Here is a 16,463-nt window from a genome sequence, read left to right as displayed (position 1 = left end):
AGGGACGTCCGGCTCCTGTCGGCCACGCGGTCGGCCGATCCGGGGCTGCGCCGGTCATGACCCGTGTCGACAGCCCCGGGCACGCGTCCGTCAGGGCCCGGACCCGAGCCGTCAAGCCCGGAGCCGAGCCCGTAGTCACCCCCGTCAGGCCCACGCCCAGGCCCGAGCCGCACACGCCGAGCCCTTCGAGCCCGTAACCACACGCGTCAGGCACCCGCCGGACCGCGGGCCACCCGTCGCCCGACGGTCACGGCCGCTCCCGCCAGCGCGGCCGCGATGGCGGTCCTGCGCAGCGCTGTGCGCCGTCCCCCGGACCAGCCGCCGTGCACCGCCCCCTCACCCCGGGCCGGTACGTGCAGCGTGCCGTGTGTGGCGGGCGCTTCCTCGTCGCGGGACAGATGGGTCTTGTCCGTCTGCCGTGCCATGGCCCGCTCCGCGAGTCCCGGTGCCATGCGGGACTGGCGCACCAGCGCGCGGCCCGCGGGCCCGACCACCACTTCGCGACGCGGCCGGCGGACGAGACGCACCACGGCCCGGGCGACTCGCTCGGGGGTGTAGACGGGCGGCATGGCCACCACCTTGCGACCGGTGTAGTTGGCCGCCTGCTCGAAGTGCGGGGTGTCGATGGTGGCCGGCAGCACCGTGCACACCCGGATGCCCCGCACTCCTTCCACCAGGAGCTGCTGCCGAAGGCTGGAGCCGAGGCCGCGTACGGCGTGCTTGGACATGCCGTAGGGGTGGCTGTACGGCTGCGCCACGACACCCACGATCGACGAGATGTTGATCAGCGTTCCCGCGCCCTGTTCCCGCATCACCGGGAGAGCCGCCCGGGCCCCGTGGACGTAACCCATGACATTGACGTCCATGACCTTGCGGAAGTCCTCCAGCGGCACGTCCTCGAAACGGCCGAAGGCGTTGACGGCCGCGTTGTTGACCCAGACGTCGATCCGGCCGAACTCCTCGACGGCACGTCGTGCCAGGTCCTGGACCGCCTTGACGTCCGTCGTGTCGGTCGGCACGACCAGTGTCCGTGCCCCGCGATGCTTCGCACACGCGTGGGCCGTGGCCTCCAACGCCTCCTCGCGCCGCGCGGCCAGCACCACGGCGCAGCCCTTGCGTGCGAAGGCCTCCGCTGTGGCCCGTCCGATCCCGCTGGACGCCCCGGTCACCACCACCACGTGGTCTCGCAGTCGCATCCCGTGCCTCCTCACCTCTGCCCGAGCCGGGCGCTCGGGCACGTCCCCGCGGCGGAACGAGTACCCCGCAGGGCCGCGTCACCGCCGCCGTCGCGCATGGCCGGGTGGCGAAGACACGCCGGGCCCCAAGACCCCCGCGGCTGGAAAGCACCTCCGCCCGGCCGATGGTCGCGCCACCGCCAGACGTTCCGGTGCCGCACGCACACGCACACGCTGGAACACGCGCACGCCACCGGGGCGCCCGCGGGATGAGGCACGTGCCACGGTTGTGATGGCAGGGCCTCCGGGGGGAAAGAGGGTCCGTAACCTAGGGAGGCTTGCGTGAAGCGTGATCAAATCGGACTGGCCGAGGTGCTGGCAGAGGCGGAGGCTGCCGCGCCCGTGCACTCCCTGGATGTCGTAGCGCACAACCTCCGCGAGCGATTCAGTGCTCGCTATGTGTCGTTCCTGTTCGTGGACGTCGTCGGCCGGCGCCTGTTGCGGGTCCACGAGGAGGGGGCTACGGCGCAGGAGCGCGGCGCTGATCAGGTCCGGCTGGCCGGGAGTGTCTACGACGAGGTTCTGCGCGGGCAGAAACTGGTCCAGGTGTCGGGGGAGACGCGGGAACAGCGGGTGCTCGCGCCGGTCACCAACCGCGGTGACGCCATAGGAGTGCTGGAGCTCTACCTCGCACACGTCACACAGGACGTGCTGGAGCAGATTGAAGAGGCTGCGCACGCGCTCGCGTACATCATCGTCACCGATCGCCGCTTCACCGACCTCTACCACTGGGGCAATCGCACCGCGTCCGTCAGTCTGGCCGCGGAGATCCAGCGTCAGCTCCTGCCGTCGGCCCCCTCCTGCGAGGCCCCCGAGTTCGCCCTCGCCGGCGCCCTGGTCCCCGCCTCGGACATCGCCGGTGACACCTACGACTACAGCCTCGACGACAACACCCTGCACATGTCCATCACCGACGCCATGGGGCACGACGTCGATGCCTCCCTCATGGCCACCCTCCTGGTCAACGCCTCCCGCGGCGCCCGGCGCGCCGGAGCGAGCCTTGCTGAACAGGCCCGCCGAACCCACCAGGCTCTGATCGACCACGGCCGCCGTACCTTCGCCACCGGCCAGCTGCTGCGCATCGCCCTGGACGGGACCGGCGCCCAGCTCGTCAACGCAGGCCACCCCTGGCCTCTGCGGCTGCGCGACGGCAGAGTCGACGAGGTCCAGCTGCAGATCAATCTGCCCTTCGGCGTCCCCGCACAGGGCCCGTACCAGGTGCAGGACATCGACCTCATTCCCGGGGACCGCCTGGTCCTCTACACCGACGGCATGCAGGAACGCCAGGCGGAAGTCGTCGACATGGCCGGCATCATGCGTGACACCGTCGGTGAGCACCCCCGCGAGGCCGTGCGTGCCATGGTCGACGCGGTCACCGATGCCTGCGGCGGCCATGTCAGAGACGACGCCACCGTCCTGTGCCTGGACTGGCACGGCCCCCGCACCGGAGGTCGCGACGAGCACGCCAGTGTTTGACCCAGCGCGTGGCTTGCTCCTGGGGCCGGCTCGGTCGCCCGCAACAGGTAGAGAGGCCGTTGTTAGTGCCGGCCGCGAACGATGATCGCCGATCGCGCCGGACGACCGCACCGCACGAGGTGATGGCCGTGGGGAGTGCTACGCCTCGCGGGAGCGGGAGCGCGAAGCAGCGCGACGCCGCAGACGCAGCGGCAGCGCGTACCAGCACACACCGAACCACAGCATGACCCCACCGACGAGCACCTCGGCGAGGACGCCGGGAATGACGACACGGAGGATCAGCAGGAGGGTGGAGCCGATGGTCAGCGCCAGGAGGACCATGCCGCACATCATCAGGCGGGAGGCGGCCTCCACCACCTCGTCCTTCATGCGCTGGCCGGACAGGAAGCGGTGGATGGAGACGGGTGCTATGAGTGATGCAGTGGCCGCCGCGCCGAGCACCACAGCCGTGACGTAGATGGCGCGATCGAAGGTCTCCAGCTCCCGGAACAGAGGGGTGAAAGCCACGCTGAGCAGGAACCCGAAGAGGATCTGGACGCCTGTCTGGGCGACTCGTGTCTCTTGCAGGATCTCGTTCCAGCGGCGGTTGACCCGCTCCCGTGCTGTTTCCGGCGCGTTGTCGCCGGGGCCGGGGACTTGGCTGTTACCGCGTGCGCCGCAGGCGGTGTCCTGTCCGGCACGCTCGACCGGCTGCTCCGTCATGGTCATGGCATCCTCCACATTCCAGGAAGACCACTTGCCCTGACCGGATCATCTTCATGCAGGTCGGCGTGTGTATTGAGGGGTTGGTTCGCCCGTCAGGCTGCTGCGGAGGGCTGCACGCCGTCGGCCTGGTCCCCAGGACCCCATGGGAGCGGTGCGCCCGGGTACCCGTCGGTCATGCCGCAACCGACCCCGCTCCTGTACGTCAACCGGGACCACGTCGGATCGGCCGTGGTACGCAGTGCGGGGACACGGAGGCTTGAGCGGCAGGGCACTCCCGTCGTGATGGTGCCGGGGCTGGGGGCGCCTGGATATCTCTTGCGCACGCTGGAACATTGCGCGCGGTCGGGGCCGGTGCGCCTGCTGGACGTTCCGGGATTCGGCGCACCCGGCGGACCGGCCTGCCCCGAGACAGTCGGGTCGCTCGCCGACACGGTGGCACGGTGGCTGGCCGTGGTTCCACGGGAGCCCGTGGTACTCGCGGGGCACTCCACCGGTGCCCAGGTGGCGCTGCACGCGGCCGTACGCGCTCCCGAACGGGTCCGAGCCCTCGTCCTGCTCTCCCCGACCTTCCCGCCCCACCTACGACAGATGCGTCCGCTCCTCGGCGCGCTCGCCCGCACGGTCGTCCATGAGCCCCCGGGTGTCGTGCCGACCGTCCTGCCCACCTACCTCAAGGCGGGCCCCCGGCGACTGCTGAACTGTGTCCGCTCGGCCCAGGCGGACGCTCCCGAGGACGTCATGCCTTCGGTGAACTGCCCGGTCACCGTCGCAGCGGGGGAGAAGGACGCACTGTGTCCAGCGGAATGGACCCACCACCTGGCACGCCGTGCCGTAAGCGGTCACGCCCTGCTGGTACCCGGCGCGCACGCGTTTCCCCGTCCCCACCCCGCCGCCACCGCGGACCTTCTGACACGGGCGTGGACAGGGTGGTCGTGACGCCTCGGCGCGACTCGCATTCAGGCAGCCAGGCCACTACGGGGCATGTGCGCCGATAGGAAGCGCCGCGCACTGCCCCGCCCGCTCGGCGAACCTGCGTTGCTGTGTCGGTGGGGCACCAGCCGAGCTCCTTCGATGAGTTTTCGGAGGTTGCGCGGTCTACCTGTCGACGAAGGGAGCGCACCATGCGCGAGATCATTGTTTGCACGTTCCTGACGCTGGACGGCGTCATGCAGGCGCCGGGCGGCCCGGACGAGGACACCCAGAGCGGCTTCGAGTACGGCGGCTGGCAGAAGCCGGTTTCCGACGAGGAGGTCGGCGCGGCCATCGCTGGCTGGTACGAGGCCTCCGACGCGATGCTGCTCGGCCGCAAGACGTACGAGATCTTCGCGTCGTACTGGCCGACCGCCGACCCCGGCAACCCGTTCACCGATCGAATGAACAGCATGGACAAGTACGTGGCGTCGCGGACCCTGACGTCCGTCGAGTGGCAGAACTCCACGCTGCTGGAGGGCGACGTCGCCGACGCCGTACGCAAGCTGAAGGAGTCCGACGGCGGCAACATCAACGTCGTGGGCAGCGGCGACCTCGCCCAGACCCTCATGCGGCACGGCCTCGTCGACGAGTACCGGCTGACCATCCACCCGGTGATCGTCGGCACCGGCAAGCGGCTGTTCGCCGACGGAGCTATCCCCACCGCGCTGGAGCCGGTCAGCGTCTCGACGACGAAGGGCGGCACCGTCGTCGGTGTCTACCGGCCGAACGGGAAGCCCAGCTACGACAGCTACTAGTCGAGGGTGTCGAGGGGCGTTCGGTCGGCAGGGAACGCGGGCAGGGCAGCACCTGCTGTCGCAGTGCCTCCATCGCCTGAGTCCCTGTCACCGGACGGCACGACGTAGGTCACGGCCCCTGCCCTGGCACCCACCCCTACGCCCCATCAGTCGTCATGCAGAGTAGATGGAGGGCAGGATGAACAATCCGATTCGGCTGTACATGTCGATGTCGCTGGACGGCTATATCGCCGGCCCCGACGATCGGCCGGGACAGGAGCTCGGACGCGACGGTGGACGGCTGTTCAACTGGCTCGACGACCGGGAGTCCGACGGTCCCAGCGGCCAGGTCTACCGCGAAGCGCTGGCGACCGGCGCGGTGATCTCCGGCCGCCGGACCTTCGAACTCGCCGGGCGCTGGCAGGGCGACCATCATGACGGCGTGCCGATCTTCGTACTCACCCACCAGGTGGATGACGGGGATGTGCCACCCGGCCACGCGCGTTTCGTCACCGACGCCGACGACTGCGCCCGTCAGGCTCGCACAGCCGCAGGGGACCGGCCGGTCATGGTCCATGGGGCGGGAGCGGCCCAAGCGCTCCTCCGAGCAGGGCAGCTGGACGAAATGGAGATCCACCTGGTTCCGGTCCTCCTCGGGGAGGGGCGACGGCTGTTCGACCACCTGGGCGGCGATCACATCGAACTCGACCTCGTCCGGCGGCTCGAGGACCGAGACGTCACGCACCTCCGCTACCGGGTGCGCCGACCCGAGGAGGCGGCGTGAAGACGTTGTTCGTCTCCTACCGCGTCAGCGACCTGGACCGCTCGCTCGGTTTCTACACTGCCTTGGGCTACGTCCAACTGGGCAGGGTCGAGGTCGGCGAGGGGGCTCGCCTCGTGATCCTCAAGTTCCCCGACGAACCGGCGGCCTCGCTCGAACTGGTCCACCGCCCCGGCTCCGGCCCCGTCGACGTGGGCAGTGGCTTCGACCACCTCGCGATCCAGGTGGACACGCTCGCCACCACCCTGGAGACGCTGACCGAAGCCGGCCTCAGGCCCGAACCCGTTCAGCACCCGGGAGGCCCTCACGGCCCGAAGACCTCATGGCTCACGGACCCGGACGGCTACCGGATCGAGTTGGTGGAGTGGCCGTCCGGACATCCTGACGGCATCACAGCAGCGGACTTCGCCTGAAGCGGCCACGGCCTGCGGAGCGACAAAGCGTGCCTGGCCGAAACGCAGCCAGGAGCGCGCCCCTTCAGGCGGGGCTGCCTGGGCTGAGGGGGGGGCGGACGGACGCCGATGCCGTCAAGATCCGTGGTTGGGCCGAGGGAAGCCGAAGGGCGGCGGGATGGTTCTGGTCGCTGAGTCTCGCCGTCACTTGCGGCCCAGCCGTCATTGGCGCATCCGCGGGTCAAGCCGCGCCCGTCTTCTCGTTGATCTGGAAGGTGATGACGTCGACTTCGTCGGTTCCCGCCAGATCTGGGTAGTGGCCCTTGAGGGCTTCCTGGAGCTCGGCTGCGGTCGTCAGTCCTTCAGCTTCGGCGTCCTGGTTGGTGAGTTCGCTGACCAGGCAGTGCCTGATACCGGTCACCTCTGCCGACAGGACGACTTCGGGGTCGCTCTCAAACACCAGCCGTGCCGGGCCGAGCTGCGCCGCGTCTCGGAAGCGGGTGGTCTTGAACTTGACGCCGGAGCGGACGACTTCGAGGTAGCGGGGGTTGAACCGGATGATCGGGGGACCGGCCGTCTCGGGGTCTCGGTAGAGCGACGGGTCGAGAACGTTCATGCCCGACTCCGGGGTCCACTGCTGGGCCAGCGGCATCAGGTCGGCGGCGAGCACGGACCTGAGCCCGGCGGGGGTGGGCACGATGACGCGCATGGTGGGGTAGTAATCCAGGAAGACCTGCCGATCGCGCCCGCACGGGCCGACGACCCCGCGCCCGTGGTTTCCCACGGCGACGATGCAGCGCATCTGGCGGGCGCCCTGGGCTCGCGCCGCTCCCAGAGCCACGAGTTCGGCGCATGGTCCGCCGGTGAAGTGGTAGAGGTTCACGCCGGCGAACATCCGGTAATCGGCTGCCATGACCGCGGCGCCCATCGTGTGGATCCCATCTTCGTCGGGCCCGGCGTCGGTATGCGCGTCTATGGTCCGGCGTGCCAGTTCCACGAGCTCACGCTCATCATCATCGAGAGCGCGGGCAGATGGCGGGACGTACACCTTTGTGACCTCCCCTTCCTTCAGTAGTCCCTTCCATAGTCGCCCAAGAGCATTCCACGGCACGCCGGCAGGCTCCACAGGGTTTCGGCTTAACTGGCTGTTTCAGAGAGAGCTTCGGCATCGGCACACTGCCGAGTGGCCTTGACGTCGTGAAACGGCCCTTCCGGCGTGGCTTGGTCATCGCAACACCCTCAGGGGCTGGTGTTGCAACGACCTGTTAGTAGGGCAGGGGTGTGACGGACGTGGGAGGGCGACTGTTCAGCCCGCGCCGTCCGACTCCGCGTTGCCGAGGCCGCTCATGAACTCCGCGACGACGGCTCGCTCATGACGGGGGTCGGGTGGCAGCTTGACCGGTCGGCCTCGGTCCGGTGAACGCTCCGCCAGGGAGCGCCATGCAGCCTCCCGCGCCTGGGTTAGCTGCTCCCGCACCCGGTCGACAGCCCGGAACTCCTCATCGTGCAGCAGGTGGGCATCGTTGTCGGTAAGGAAGCTCAGCAGCGCTTCGAGGTAGTCGATACTGGTCTCGCTGAGGTTCCCGGGCGCGGCTGCGAGTTCACGCAGTTCCTCCAAAGCGCACTCCACCATGTCGTCCAGCAGCGTTCCCTCGGCGAACCATCCGATCGGCTCGTCAAGATACGCATACCAGTTGTTCACCTGGACCCAGCCGGCGGCCACACGCTCCGAGATCTGGCTGCTGACATGTTCGTCGACCAGGTCGCGGAACTCAGCGGAGACCTCCTGCGTAATCAGTCGGCTGCCGTCCAGCAAGTTCGCGAGCCGGAGCAGATCCTTCGTGTTCTCCGACCACTGTGGCAGTTCCAGGGCCCGTTGCGCCACGTAGTCCGCCAGTGACGAGGAGTCGATGGTCTCCGCGGTGTCGAGGGCCCACGCAAGGTGGTCCTCTCTGTTGTCATCCACGGTGTCTTCTGCCCCGAGAACCGCGGAGGTCAACGCCTGCTTGAGCTCTATCAGTTGTGCGAGAATGCCGCCGCCGTCTGCCAAACGACCGGCATCCACGAGGCGTTCGACCTGCCGCATATCGCCGCAGGAGGCGAGCAGCGCGCCCAACTGCCCCCGGCCGGCATTGAGGTGGAAGCGGATGTAGTCGGCAATCGACGGGTTATGGAAGGAGACAGCACCTTCGTCGATGACGAGCATGGTTCCGTCGAGCACCTGGAGCGCCTGACGGAAGCGGCGGCCGTCCGCCTCTCGGTCCAATTCCTTGCGATACCAGGTCCAAGTCTCCTCCAGTTCGACGAGTTCGACGGACTCGTACGTGAAGAGGATCTCTAGCAAGTGCACGGCTTCGTCGGTGAGTTCGTTCTCGACGATGCGCTCCCATATCCGCCGGGGATCGTCCAGGTTGGCGACCATGGCGGTGGCGACGTCCGGTTCGCGCTTCAGGTCGATGCGCAGAGTCTCCTCGATCAGGCGCGGGCTGAAGTTGCGGTGGCTAACCACGGGCAGCCAGGCGTCGCGAGCGGCGAACTGCCGTTTCTGTCGCGGTCCGAGAGTCGAGCGGTCGACGTGGTTGTAGAGGATCCGCCCACGGGTCAGCAGGTCCAGGTCGGTGAGGCGAATGCCGGTGAGAGCGTCCCGTACATCTTCGGCGGCCAGCCGATCGTGCTTGCGGCGGGCCTCCTCCAGGATGTAGTCGCGGGTCGTCATGACCAAGGCCTTGTCTGGCGCGTCCCGGATCGCGCGCATCACGGACAGCAGGCGCGTGTCCTCGTTCTTGCCGAACTGGGGCAGCAGCGTGGTCTGGCCCAGGAAGTCGTCGTAGAGGAAGAGTTGGGGCACGTCGTCGCGCCAGAGTTCTGTGACCTCGTCGATGTCCTGGCTGACCTCGTGCACCTCCCAGCCGTGGCCCATCCGCCAGGCGGCGAGCATGCGCGCGACCGTGGTCTTCCCGGCACCGGGGATGCCAGTCACGATGCACACGTGCTGCTCGTCGAGAAGCTGCCGGGCACGCGCGAAGCCCTCGTGCGGGACGAACGTCTGGGCCACCTTCGCCAGCTCGCGCCGCAGCCAGTCGGAGCGCAACAGCGGGCCCTTGTGTAGCAGCGCGCCAAGTGCCGCCGTACCGCTGAGCCAGAGCCGGAAGTGCCGCTCCACCAGCTGTGGTCGCTCACGCAGGGCGGCCACGATGTCATCCACGCCGTGGATGTCCTCGGTGGACCGGATGTGAGGGGCGAAGGCGGCGCGCAGCTTCTCCTTGGCGTCGACGGTCAACCCGACGGTGGTGGCGAGAACATAGCGGTCCGGCTTTAGAGCGGCGACCTTGGGAACCTCCTCGTCGGTCAGGTGGGCCAGGAGTTTCGCGCGGCCACTGCGGTACCAATGCTTGCACTGGACAATCGTGCAAGGACCGCCTTCCGGGGCATGGCGCAGGTCGACGCCCCGGTCCCGGCCGCGCGGAAAGATCTCCAGCGGCACGCCCAAGAGCTCCGTGAACAGGTCCCGGCACACCTCCTCGAAGTCGTGGTCTGTCAGCCGCCCCAGCTCAAAGGAATCCATGCCGCCTTCGCCCGTGCATCCCGGTACCCCTCGGTCCTCCCGCGGGGCTCGATCGGACCCATTCTCCACGACGCGGCCTTAACGGTGGCTGTTCCGCCCTTCAGCGGCAGGACCCCGGAGCTGGTGACACTCACGGAGGGAGCACCAACTGATCGTTTCGGAATGGGACGGGCTGGCCGGACGGCCTTCAGTCGTCGAGGAGTTGAGGGACAATTGGGGGAACTCGCAAGTATCGATCAGACCGGCGAGGACCCGGGTCATGTTGCTGATGCCGGCGTCACGGTGATGAGCCCATCCGAGCACCAGAAGTAGCGGCCTGCGAGGGCTTCCCCGCTGGTGGCCCATCGGCTCATGAGGATCTCGACCTGAGCCAGGGTGATGATGGTCGCGCTCCACCGGGAGCCGTCCTTGGGATCCACGAAGACATCGACGTTGTCGACGGCCTCCACGTCCTCGTCGGCATTCGGCAGGAACGCGGCCTCGAACTGCTCGGTGTGGACGCGGTACCAGCGTCCGTCCAGCTGCCCGATGTTGTGCTGTCGCTCGTCGGGCGAGTGTGCCGGGCCCATCCGCCCTCCTCAACTGCCTTGTTCTGGCACGCTTCCGGTGTGAACAGCGATCTTGTGCCCAACGACCTATGGGAGCGGATAGCCCCGCCAACCCCGGCCCGGCCGCCGCGGCGGCACCGGTTTCCCGGACGCAAGCCAGTCGACGACCGGACTGCGCTGGCCGGGATCGTGTATGTCCTGCGCAAGGGCGTGTCCTGGGCGCACGTTCCGGCCGAACGGATCGGCTGCTCTGGGGTCACCTGCTGGCGGCGACTACGAGACTGGACGGAGGCGGGGGTATGGCCCCGCATGCACGAGGCCCTGCTCGTCGAGCTGCGACCTGCCAGCCTGCTGGACATGAACGACTGCGCGATCGACGGCTCACACGTCAGGGCCCTCAAAGGGGGGCTCACATCGGGCCTTCACCAGTTGACCGCAGCCGCTTGGGCAGCAAGCACCATGTGATCGTCGACCGCCACGGCACCCCGCTCGCCGTCTCGCTGACCGGCGGCAACCGGCACGACGTCACCCAGCTCATCCCGCTCTTGGATGCGATTCCGCGTATTCGGGGCCTGCGTGGCCGTCCCCGCCACAAGCCGAAGCGCCTGTACGCCGACCGAGGCTACGACTTCCGCAAGTGCCGCCGACTTGTGTGGGCCCGCGGTATCGTCCCGAAGATCGCCCAGCGCGGCGCCCCGCACGGCTCCGGTCGGGGCAAGATCGGCTGGGTCGTAGAACGCACGTTCGCGTGGCTGTACCAGTTCAGACGCCTACGCATCCGCTACGAGATACCCGCCGACCTACACCACGGACTCCTCCAACTCGTCTGCGCAATCATCTGCTTGAGGCGGCTAAGGAGCCCATTCTGAAACGATCAGTGCTGTCCCGTAACTGCTGCGTGAGACCTCATGACGTCGTGCGCCAACACGCAGCCGGCGGGCGACCCGCCTTCGGGTGAACTCTGGTGGTGAGGGTCCTAGAAATGAGACGCGGCAGTGGTGCTGGCTGTGCCAGGCTGACGGATCGCCCCGGAACACTTCGACACAGGAGCGTCCGATGACGACACCGTCCCGCCTGACTCCGCTGCTGGAACAGTTCGACTTCGCACGCAAACGTCTCGCCGACCGCATGTCAGGGCCGGTCGTGAACAGCGGCGACGGGACGGATACCAAGGTTGGCCCCCTGACCGATCCGGAATACCTCTGGGAACCGGTGCCTGGCTGCTGGTCGGTACGGCGGCGCGTGGAGGGGCCGGGGCCGCGCGCGACTCTTCTGGCCGGCACCGGCGACTGGGGACGCGACGCCGCCTCCTACCCGCATCCCTGGCCGCCGCCCTTCACCACCATCGCGTGGCGCCTGAGCCACCTCAGCGAAATGCTGGCCTTGCGCGCCGACCACACCGCCGGCGGCCACACGCTGACCCGGGACGACTACCCCGTCAGCGGGGACGCTGCAGGGGCGGTCGCGGCCTTCGACGCCGGTGCCGCAGCCTGGCGGGAGGCGCTACAGAGCATCGACGACGCCGCACTCGACACCGTGGGGTATTGCACCTACCCGCACGGCAGTGACCCGGACGAGCCGTTCATCGACATCGTGTGGTGGGTCAACCAGGAATTGCTGCACCACGGGGCTGAGGTGGCCCTGTTGCGCGACCTCTACCGCGCTCGAGCACACTGACCTCCGCGACCAGCGACTCACCCGGCGCAGCAGCCGTCTTTCGATCAGGGAAAGAGTCATCCGAAGCGGGGGTGTTCTAGGTGCGAGCCCGAGTCGAGCACGTCTTCGCCCGGCTGAAAGCCGGAACAGCGCTCTCTGAATGGTGAAGCGCTTCGACTCAACGGGAACGTCACGACCCTCAATGGCGTAGAAGAGCCGCACGCCACCGCCGACGAGCCAGCAGCCGTCGGTGAACTTCATGATCTCCCATGGGCGGGGGGCTAGCGCGACAGTCGGGCCGTGACGTATTAGTCATCCCATCAAACAAAATCGACCGGCGAAGGAGCCGGCAGTGCCACACCAACAGTCGCACGTGGTCGAAGCGCTTCAACTCCTCTGTCGTGGAAGACCCCGCAGGGGCTTCACCTCGTTCGCCGCCGTCGGCGTCCTGGTCGCCGGGGCGGCACTGACGGGCTGCGGACAGCAACGCGACGCCGACGTCTACACCGTGATGAACTCCTCGACCGACGAGTCGTACCACCGCTGGGACGCGGAGGCGATGGCACGTTGCGGGAAGCGGCTGGGCGTCACCATCGAGCAGCAGAGCGTCCCGGCGGCGCAGGTGATGACCAAGGCGCTGCGCATGGCGTCCTCCAAGTCCCTTCCGGACATCGTCCAGTTCGACGCCTCCGAGATGCCGACTTTCGCCGAGGCCGGCGGCCTGATCGACCTCAGGGCCCTCGGGCTCAGCACCGAGGACGTCCCCGAGGGCATCGTCGACTTCGGCTCCTACGAAGGCACTTACTACGGCGCCGCCCGGTCCGTGAACACCCTCGCGCTCTTCTACAACAAGGACATCCTCGATCAAGCGGGCGTGCAGGTGCCCACCACCTGGCCCGAGTTGCGCCGGACGGCGAAGAAGCTCACCCAGAGCAAGCGCTACGGGCTCGCCCTCAGCGCGGGTGGTGCCGAGGACGGCGTCTTCCAGTTCACGCCCTTCATGTGGTCCAACGGCGGCGACGAGACGAAGCTGGACGGCCCGCGGGTCGTTCAGGCGCTGGACTACTGGAAGGACCTGCTGGCGGACGGCTCCCTGTCGAAGTCCACGGTCAACTGGACGCAGGCGGACGTCAACGACCAGTTCATGGCCGGCAACGCGGCGATGATGATCAATGGTCCGTGGCAGGTCGAGACGCTCAACACCAAGAAGTCGCTGCACTGGGGCATCGCGCAGATCCCGGTACCCCGGCCGGGCGCGGACTCGGTCGGCCCGCTCGGCGGGGCCGTCCTCACTGTGCCCAACACCGGTGACAAAACGCGGGAGAAGACGGCCGGACGCATCGTCGCCTGCCTCGCCGGTGAGAAGGAGCAGCTCACCTACGCGCTCAACAGCTGGATGGTGCCCGCCAACTCCAAGGCCGCCGCCGTGTGGCGCGAGCGCGTGCCGGAACTGGACGCACTGGCCGACCAGGTGGCAGCCGCCCGGTCGAGGACCGCGAAGCTCGGCGCCGGCTGGTCGAGGGCGTCGCTCGCCCTGCAGAGCGCCTTCCAGTCCGCTCTGACCGGGCAGCCCAGCGAGGCCGCACTCAAGCGCGCCCAGCAGCGGGCGACGAGCGGGAACTGAGGTACGCGCACATGACCACGTCCACCGTCACCGCCCCCGACCTGGCGTCCAAGACGGCCGCAGCGCCGGACCCTGAGCGGCTACGCCGCAGGCGCCGGATCACCCAGTGGGGATTCGTCGCCCCCGCGGTCGCCTTCATGTTGCTGTTCTTCGGCTACCCGCTCGTCCGCAACGTCGTGATGAGCTTCCAGGACTACACGCCGAAGACGTTCTTCACCGGCGAGGCGCCGTTCAACGGCACCGACAACTGGGCCGGCGTCTTCCAGGACGCCCTGTTCGGCAAGGCGCTGTGGCACACACTGGTGTTCACCGCAGGCTCGCTGCTCGGCCAGTTCTGCATCGGCCTGGCCCTCGCGGTGTTCTTCAGCCGCCGCTTCCCACTCAACGGGGTGCTGCGCTCGCTCATCCTTTTGCCCTGGCTGGTCCCCATGGTGGTGTCGGGCATCGTGTGGCGCCGCATTCTCGACCAGGACACCGGGGTGCTGAACTCGTTCCTGGAGACGCTGGGCCTCGACGGACACACGCCCTGGCTGACCGACCCGCAGATGGCTCTGCTGTCGGTGATCCTGGTCAACATCTGGATCGGCATCCCCTTCAACATGGTCATCCTGTACGGCGGCCTCCAGGAAGTCCCCAGGGAGCTGTACGAGGCGGCGTCCCTCGACGGCGCCTCCGCCTGGCGGACGTTCCGCAGCGTCACGCTGCCGATGCTCAAGCCGGTCATCACGGTCGTGCTGGTGCTGGGCTTCATGTCGACGGTCAAGATCCTCGACCTGATCCTCGCCCTCACCGACGGCGGCCCGGCCGACGCCACCCAGACCCTGGGCACGCTCACCTACCAGAGCTCCTTCGTGCAGCTGGACTTCGGGGCGGGCGCGGTCGTCGGCAACGTACTCATCCTGATCTCCGCGGTGTTCGCGGTGTTCTACCTGCGGGCCAACCGCACCGAGGGGAAGTGACCTCCATGGCCTCCCGTATGCCCACCGCCGCACGGCGCCGCCGGGGTTCCACCGCCGCACGGCGCCGCCGGGGTTCCACCGCCGCACGGCGTCGCTGGGGTTCCACCATCGCCGGTGTGCTGATCCTGTGCGTCATGCTCTTCCCGCTGTACTGGATGCTCAACACCGCGCTCCAGCCCGAGTCGGGTCTGCTGGAGGTCGACCCGGTGCCCGGAGGCCTAGATCTGTCCGGCTTCTCCAAGGCCCTCGACGACCAGGGCGGCAACCTGCTGACCTCCCTGGCGGTATCGCTCGGGGCGGTCGTGATCTGTCTGGCGATCGCGGCGCCCGCGGCGTACGGCTTGGCACGGTTCGGGCTGCGCGGCTCGAAGACCATCGTGTTCGGCACCCTGATCACCCAGATGGTGCCGGGCATCGTCATCGCCAACGCGCTCTACAACTCCTACGTCGACCTGGGCCTGGTCAACTCCTACTTCGGCCTCATGCTGGCGGACGCCTCGCTCGGCATCCCGTTCTCCATCGTCTTGATGCGCTCCTTCATGGTGTCGATCCCCGGTGAGGTGATCGAGGCCGCGCAGATGGACGGCGCGGGCCCGGTGCGCACCTTCCTCACGGTGGTGCTGCCGATGAGCCGCAACTCGCTGATCACCTCGGGCCTGTTCGCGTTTCTGTTCTCCTGGAGCGACTTCATGTTCGCGCTCACCCTCAACACCACCGACGACGTCAAGCCCGTCACCTTGGGCATCTACCAGTACATCGGCGCGCACGTCGGCGACTGGGGCTCGGTGATGGCCGCGTCCGTGCTGTCGGCGGTGCCGGCGGCGATCCTGCTCGTCCTCGCCCAGAAGTACATCGCCGCCGGCATCACCGGCGGCTCCGTCAAATGACCCCCAGCGACGGTGATATGGGGACTCTCCCGCATGACCGGCTTCCCCTCCTTCCCGCCCGGCTTCGTTTCCGTGCCCGACCGCCTCGTGCCGGATCGAGGGCGTGGCGCGCATGGACAGCCGCGCCCGCCGATCACGAACATGCTTGTGGAGACGGTCGGTCTCCTTGGAACGGTCGGGTCATCCCGTTACCGCCCGGAGGAATAGAGCGCGGCCTGCTTCGAGTGGCGGCGATGCCGTTCGCGCCGTTGAAAATACGCTGGCCCCAGGAGGTGAGGCGGTTCGGGTCGAAGTTCGTGACCATGTCCAGGTACTGGAGCTGCCCGGCATCTCCCCGGCGGGGGCGGCCGGTTACTCTGTCCGCTCATGCGAGCCCTCTTCCCAGGATCCTTCGACCCGGTCACTCAAGGGCACCAGGACGTACTCCGGCGCGCTGCCCTCCTGTTCGACGAGATCGTCGTGTGCGTGATGTTCAACGCGAACAAGACCGGACGCCTCCCCGTCGCGGAACGGCTGGAGCGGCTCCGCGCGGCAGCGACTGGCCTGAGCAATGTCACGGTCGACTCCCACACCGGCGGCCTGCTGGTCGACTACTGCAGCCGAGTCGGAATCGATGTCGTCATCCGCGGAGTCCGGGGCGTGCCCGACCTGGACTACGAGATGCCGATGGCCCGCATGAACCGCGAACTGGCCGGAGTCGAAACGTTCTTCATCCCTGCGGACCCCGCCCTGGCCCACATCTCCTCCACGCTCGTCACTGCGGTGAGTCAACAGGGCCGTGAAGACCCGGTATCCGCCGGCTGTCCGAACAGCGGTCAGCACGAACCCGGTTGAGCCCCTCTCGGACTCTGCCTGGCGTGCCACGCTGTGCGAGTGAGCCGAGCGCCCGCACCGGCACTCGGTTCACTCCGGGGCAATGACGATTCCGA

The 16,463-nt window shown here is 68.2% G+C and carries 16 protein-coding genes; 11 read left to right on the top strand and 5 right to left on the bottom strand.

Going from position 1 to position 16,463, the window contains the following annotated elements:
- Nucleotides 1-206 precede the first annotated feature (206 nt).
- Nucleotides 207-1,196, bottom strand: a complete 990-nt coding sequence (locus AC0665_RS30190; protein WP_478610284.1) for an SDR family oxidoreductase — start codon at nt 1,194-1,196, stop codon at nt 207-209.
- A 321-nt stretch (nt 1,197-1,517) separates the two neighbouring features.
- Here AC0665_RS30190 and AC0665_RS30185 point away from each other — a divergent pair, with 321 nt between their 5' ends.
- Nucleotides 1,518-2,711, top strand: a complete 1,194-nt coding sequence (locus AC0665_RS30185; protein ID WP_478706199.1) for a PP2C family protein-serine/threonine phosphatase — start codon at nt 1,518-1,520, stop codon at nt 2,709-2,711.
- A gap of 138 nt (nt 2,712-2,849) precedes the next feature.
- Here the strand turns inward: AC0665_RS30185 and AC0665_RS30180 are convergent, their stop codons facing one another.
- Nucleotides 2,850-3,419, bottom strand: coding sequence for a DUF6328 family protein (locus AC0665_RS30180; RefSeq protein WP_478706198.1), 570 nt, complete (start codon nt 3,417-3,419; stop codon nt 2,850-2,852).
- Between the two features lie 171 nt (nt 3,420-3,590).
- On the opposite strand from AC0665_RS30180, the gene AC0665_RS30175 reads away from it, so the two are divergent.
- From AC0665_RS30175 to AC0665_RS30160, 4 genes are all read left to right on the top strand, one after another.
- Entirely contained in the window at nt 3,591-4,352 is a 762-nt protein-coding gene (locus tag AC0665_RS30175) for an alpha/beta fold hydrolase (protein WP_478706197.1), read from the top strand.
- A gap of 185 nt (nt 4,353-4,537) precedes the next feature.
- Nucleotides 4,538-5,143, top strand: a complete 606-nt coding sequence (locus tag AC0665_RS30170) for a dihydrofolate reductase family protein (RefSeq protein ID WP_478610280.1) — start codon at nt 4,538-4,540, stop codon at nt 5,141-5,143.
- A gap of 178 nt (nt 5,144-5,321) precedes the next feature.
- Nucleotides 5,322-5,906, top strand: coding sequence for a dihydrofolate reductase family protein (locus AC0665_RS30165; RefSeq protein WP_478706276.1), 585 nt, complete (start codon nt 5,322-5,324; stop codon nt 5,904-5,906).
- Nucleotides 5,903-6,316, top strand: coding sequence for a VOC family protein (locus tag AC0665_RS30160; protein WP_468639276.1), 414 nt, complete (start codon nt 5,903-5,905; stop codon nt 6,314-6,316). Before AC0665_RS30165 ends, AC0665_RS30160 begins: the two co-directional genes overlap by 4 nt.
- A gap of 220 nt (nt 6,317-6,536) precedes the next feature.
- On the opposite strand, the gene AC0665_RS30155 is transcribed toward AC0665_RS30160, so the two are convergent.
- The 3 genes from AC0665_RS30155 to AC0665_RS30145 all read right to left on the bottom strand — a co-directional run bounded on the left by AC0665_RS30155 (nt 6,537) and on the right by AC0665_RS30145 (nt 10,429).
- Nucleotides 6,537-7,292 (bottom strand): ASCH domain-containing protein, encoded by a 756-nt coding sequence (locus AC0665_RS30155; RefSeq protein WP_478706196.1) that lies wholly within the window; start codon nt 7,290-7,292, stop codon nt 6,537-6,539.
- A 309-nt stretch (nt 7,293-7,601) separates the two neighbouring features.
- On the bottom strand, nt 7,602-9,860 hold the full coding sequence (locus tag AC0665_RS30150; protein WP_478706195.1) for an nSTAND3 domain-containing NTPase: 2,259 nt from the start codon (nt 9,858-9,860) through the stop codon (nt 7,602-7,604).
- A gap of 257 nt (nt 9,861-10,117) precedes the next feature.
- Nucleotides 10,118-10,429 carry a hypothetical protein gene (locus AC0665_RS30145; protein ID WP_478706194.1) on the bottom strand — a complete coding sequence of 104 codons (312 nt, stop codon included), beginning with the start codon at nt 10,427-10,429 and terminating at the stop codon, nt 10,118-10,120.
- Between the two features lie 39 nt (nt 10,430-10,468).
- Here AC0665_RS30145 and AC0665_RS30140 point away from each other — a divergent pair.
- The 6 genes from AC0665_RS30140 (at nt 10,469) to coaD (ending at nt 16,368) form a co-directional block, all read left to right on the top strand.
- Nucleotides 10,469-11,277, top strand: a protein-coding gene (locus tag AC0665_RS30140; RefSeq protein ID WP_478706193.1) for an IS5 family transposase whose coding sequence is annotated in 2 segments (ribosomal slippage) — nt 10,469-10,808 and nt 10,808-11,277 — 810 coding nt in all. Because the reading frame shifts where the segments join, the coding sequence is not laid out codon by codon here.
- Between the two features lie 187 nt (nt 11,278-11,464).
- Nucleotides 11,465-12,085 carry a DinB family protein gene (locus AC0665_RS30135; protein WP_478610275.1) on the top strand — a complete coding sequence of 207 codons (621 nt, stop codon included), beginning with the start codon at nt 11,465-11,467 and terminating at the stop codon, nt 12,083-12,085.
- 427 nt (nt 12,086-12,512) lie between these two features.
- Nucleotides 12,513-13,688, top strand: a complete 1,176-nt coding sequence (locus AC0665_RS30130; protein ID WP_478610308.1) for an ABC transporter substrate-binding protein — start codon at nt 12,513-12,515, stop codon at nt 13,686-13,688.
- Between the two features lie 11 nt (nt 13,689-13,699).
- A complete protein-coding gene (locus AC0665_RS30125) occupies nt 13,700-14,647 on the top strand; it encodes a carbohydrate ABC transporter permease (protein ID WP_478610274.1) in 948 nt (315 codons plus the stop codon).
- Between the two features lie 17 nt (nt 14,648-14,664).
- Nucleotides 14,665-15,534 (top strand): carbohydrate ABC transporter permease, encoded by an 870-nt coding sequence (locus AC0665_RS30120; RefSeq protein WP_478706275.1) that lies wholly within the window; start codon nt 14,665-14,667, stop codon nt 15,532-15,534.
- A 366-nt stretch (nt 15,535-15,900) separates the two neighbouring features.
- A complete protein-coding gene (gene coaD, locus AC0665_RS30115; RefSeq protein ID WP_478610272.1) occupies nt 15,901-16,368 on the top strand; it encodes a pantetheine-phosphate adenylyltransferase in 468 nt (155 codons plus the stop codon).
- The last annotated feature ends 95 nt before the right edge of the window (nt 16,369-16,463 follow it).

This window comes from Streptomyces sp. NPDC043685 (assembly GCF_056436585.1).
The sequence above is the reverse complement of the archived record's forward strand: the minus strand, read 5'-3'. Positions and strand labels throughout refer to the sequence as shown.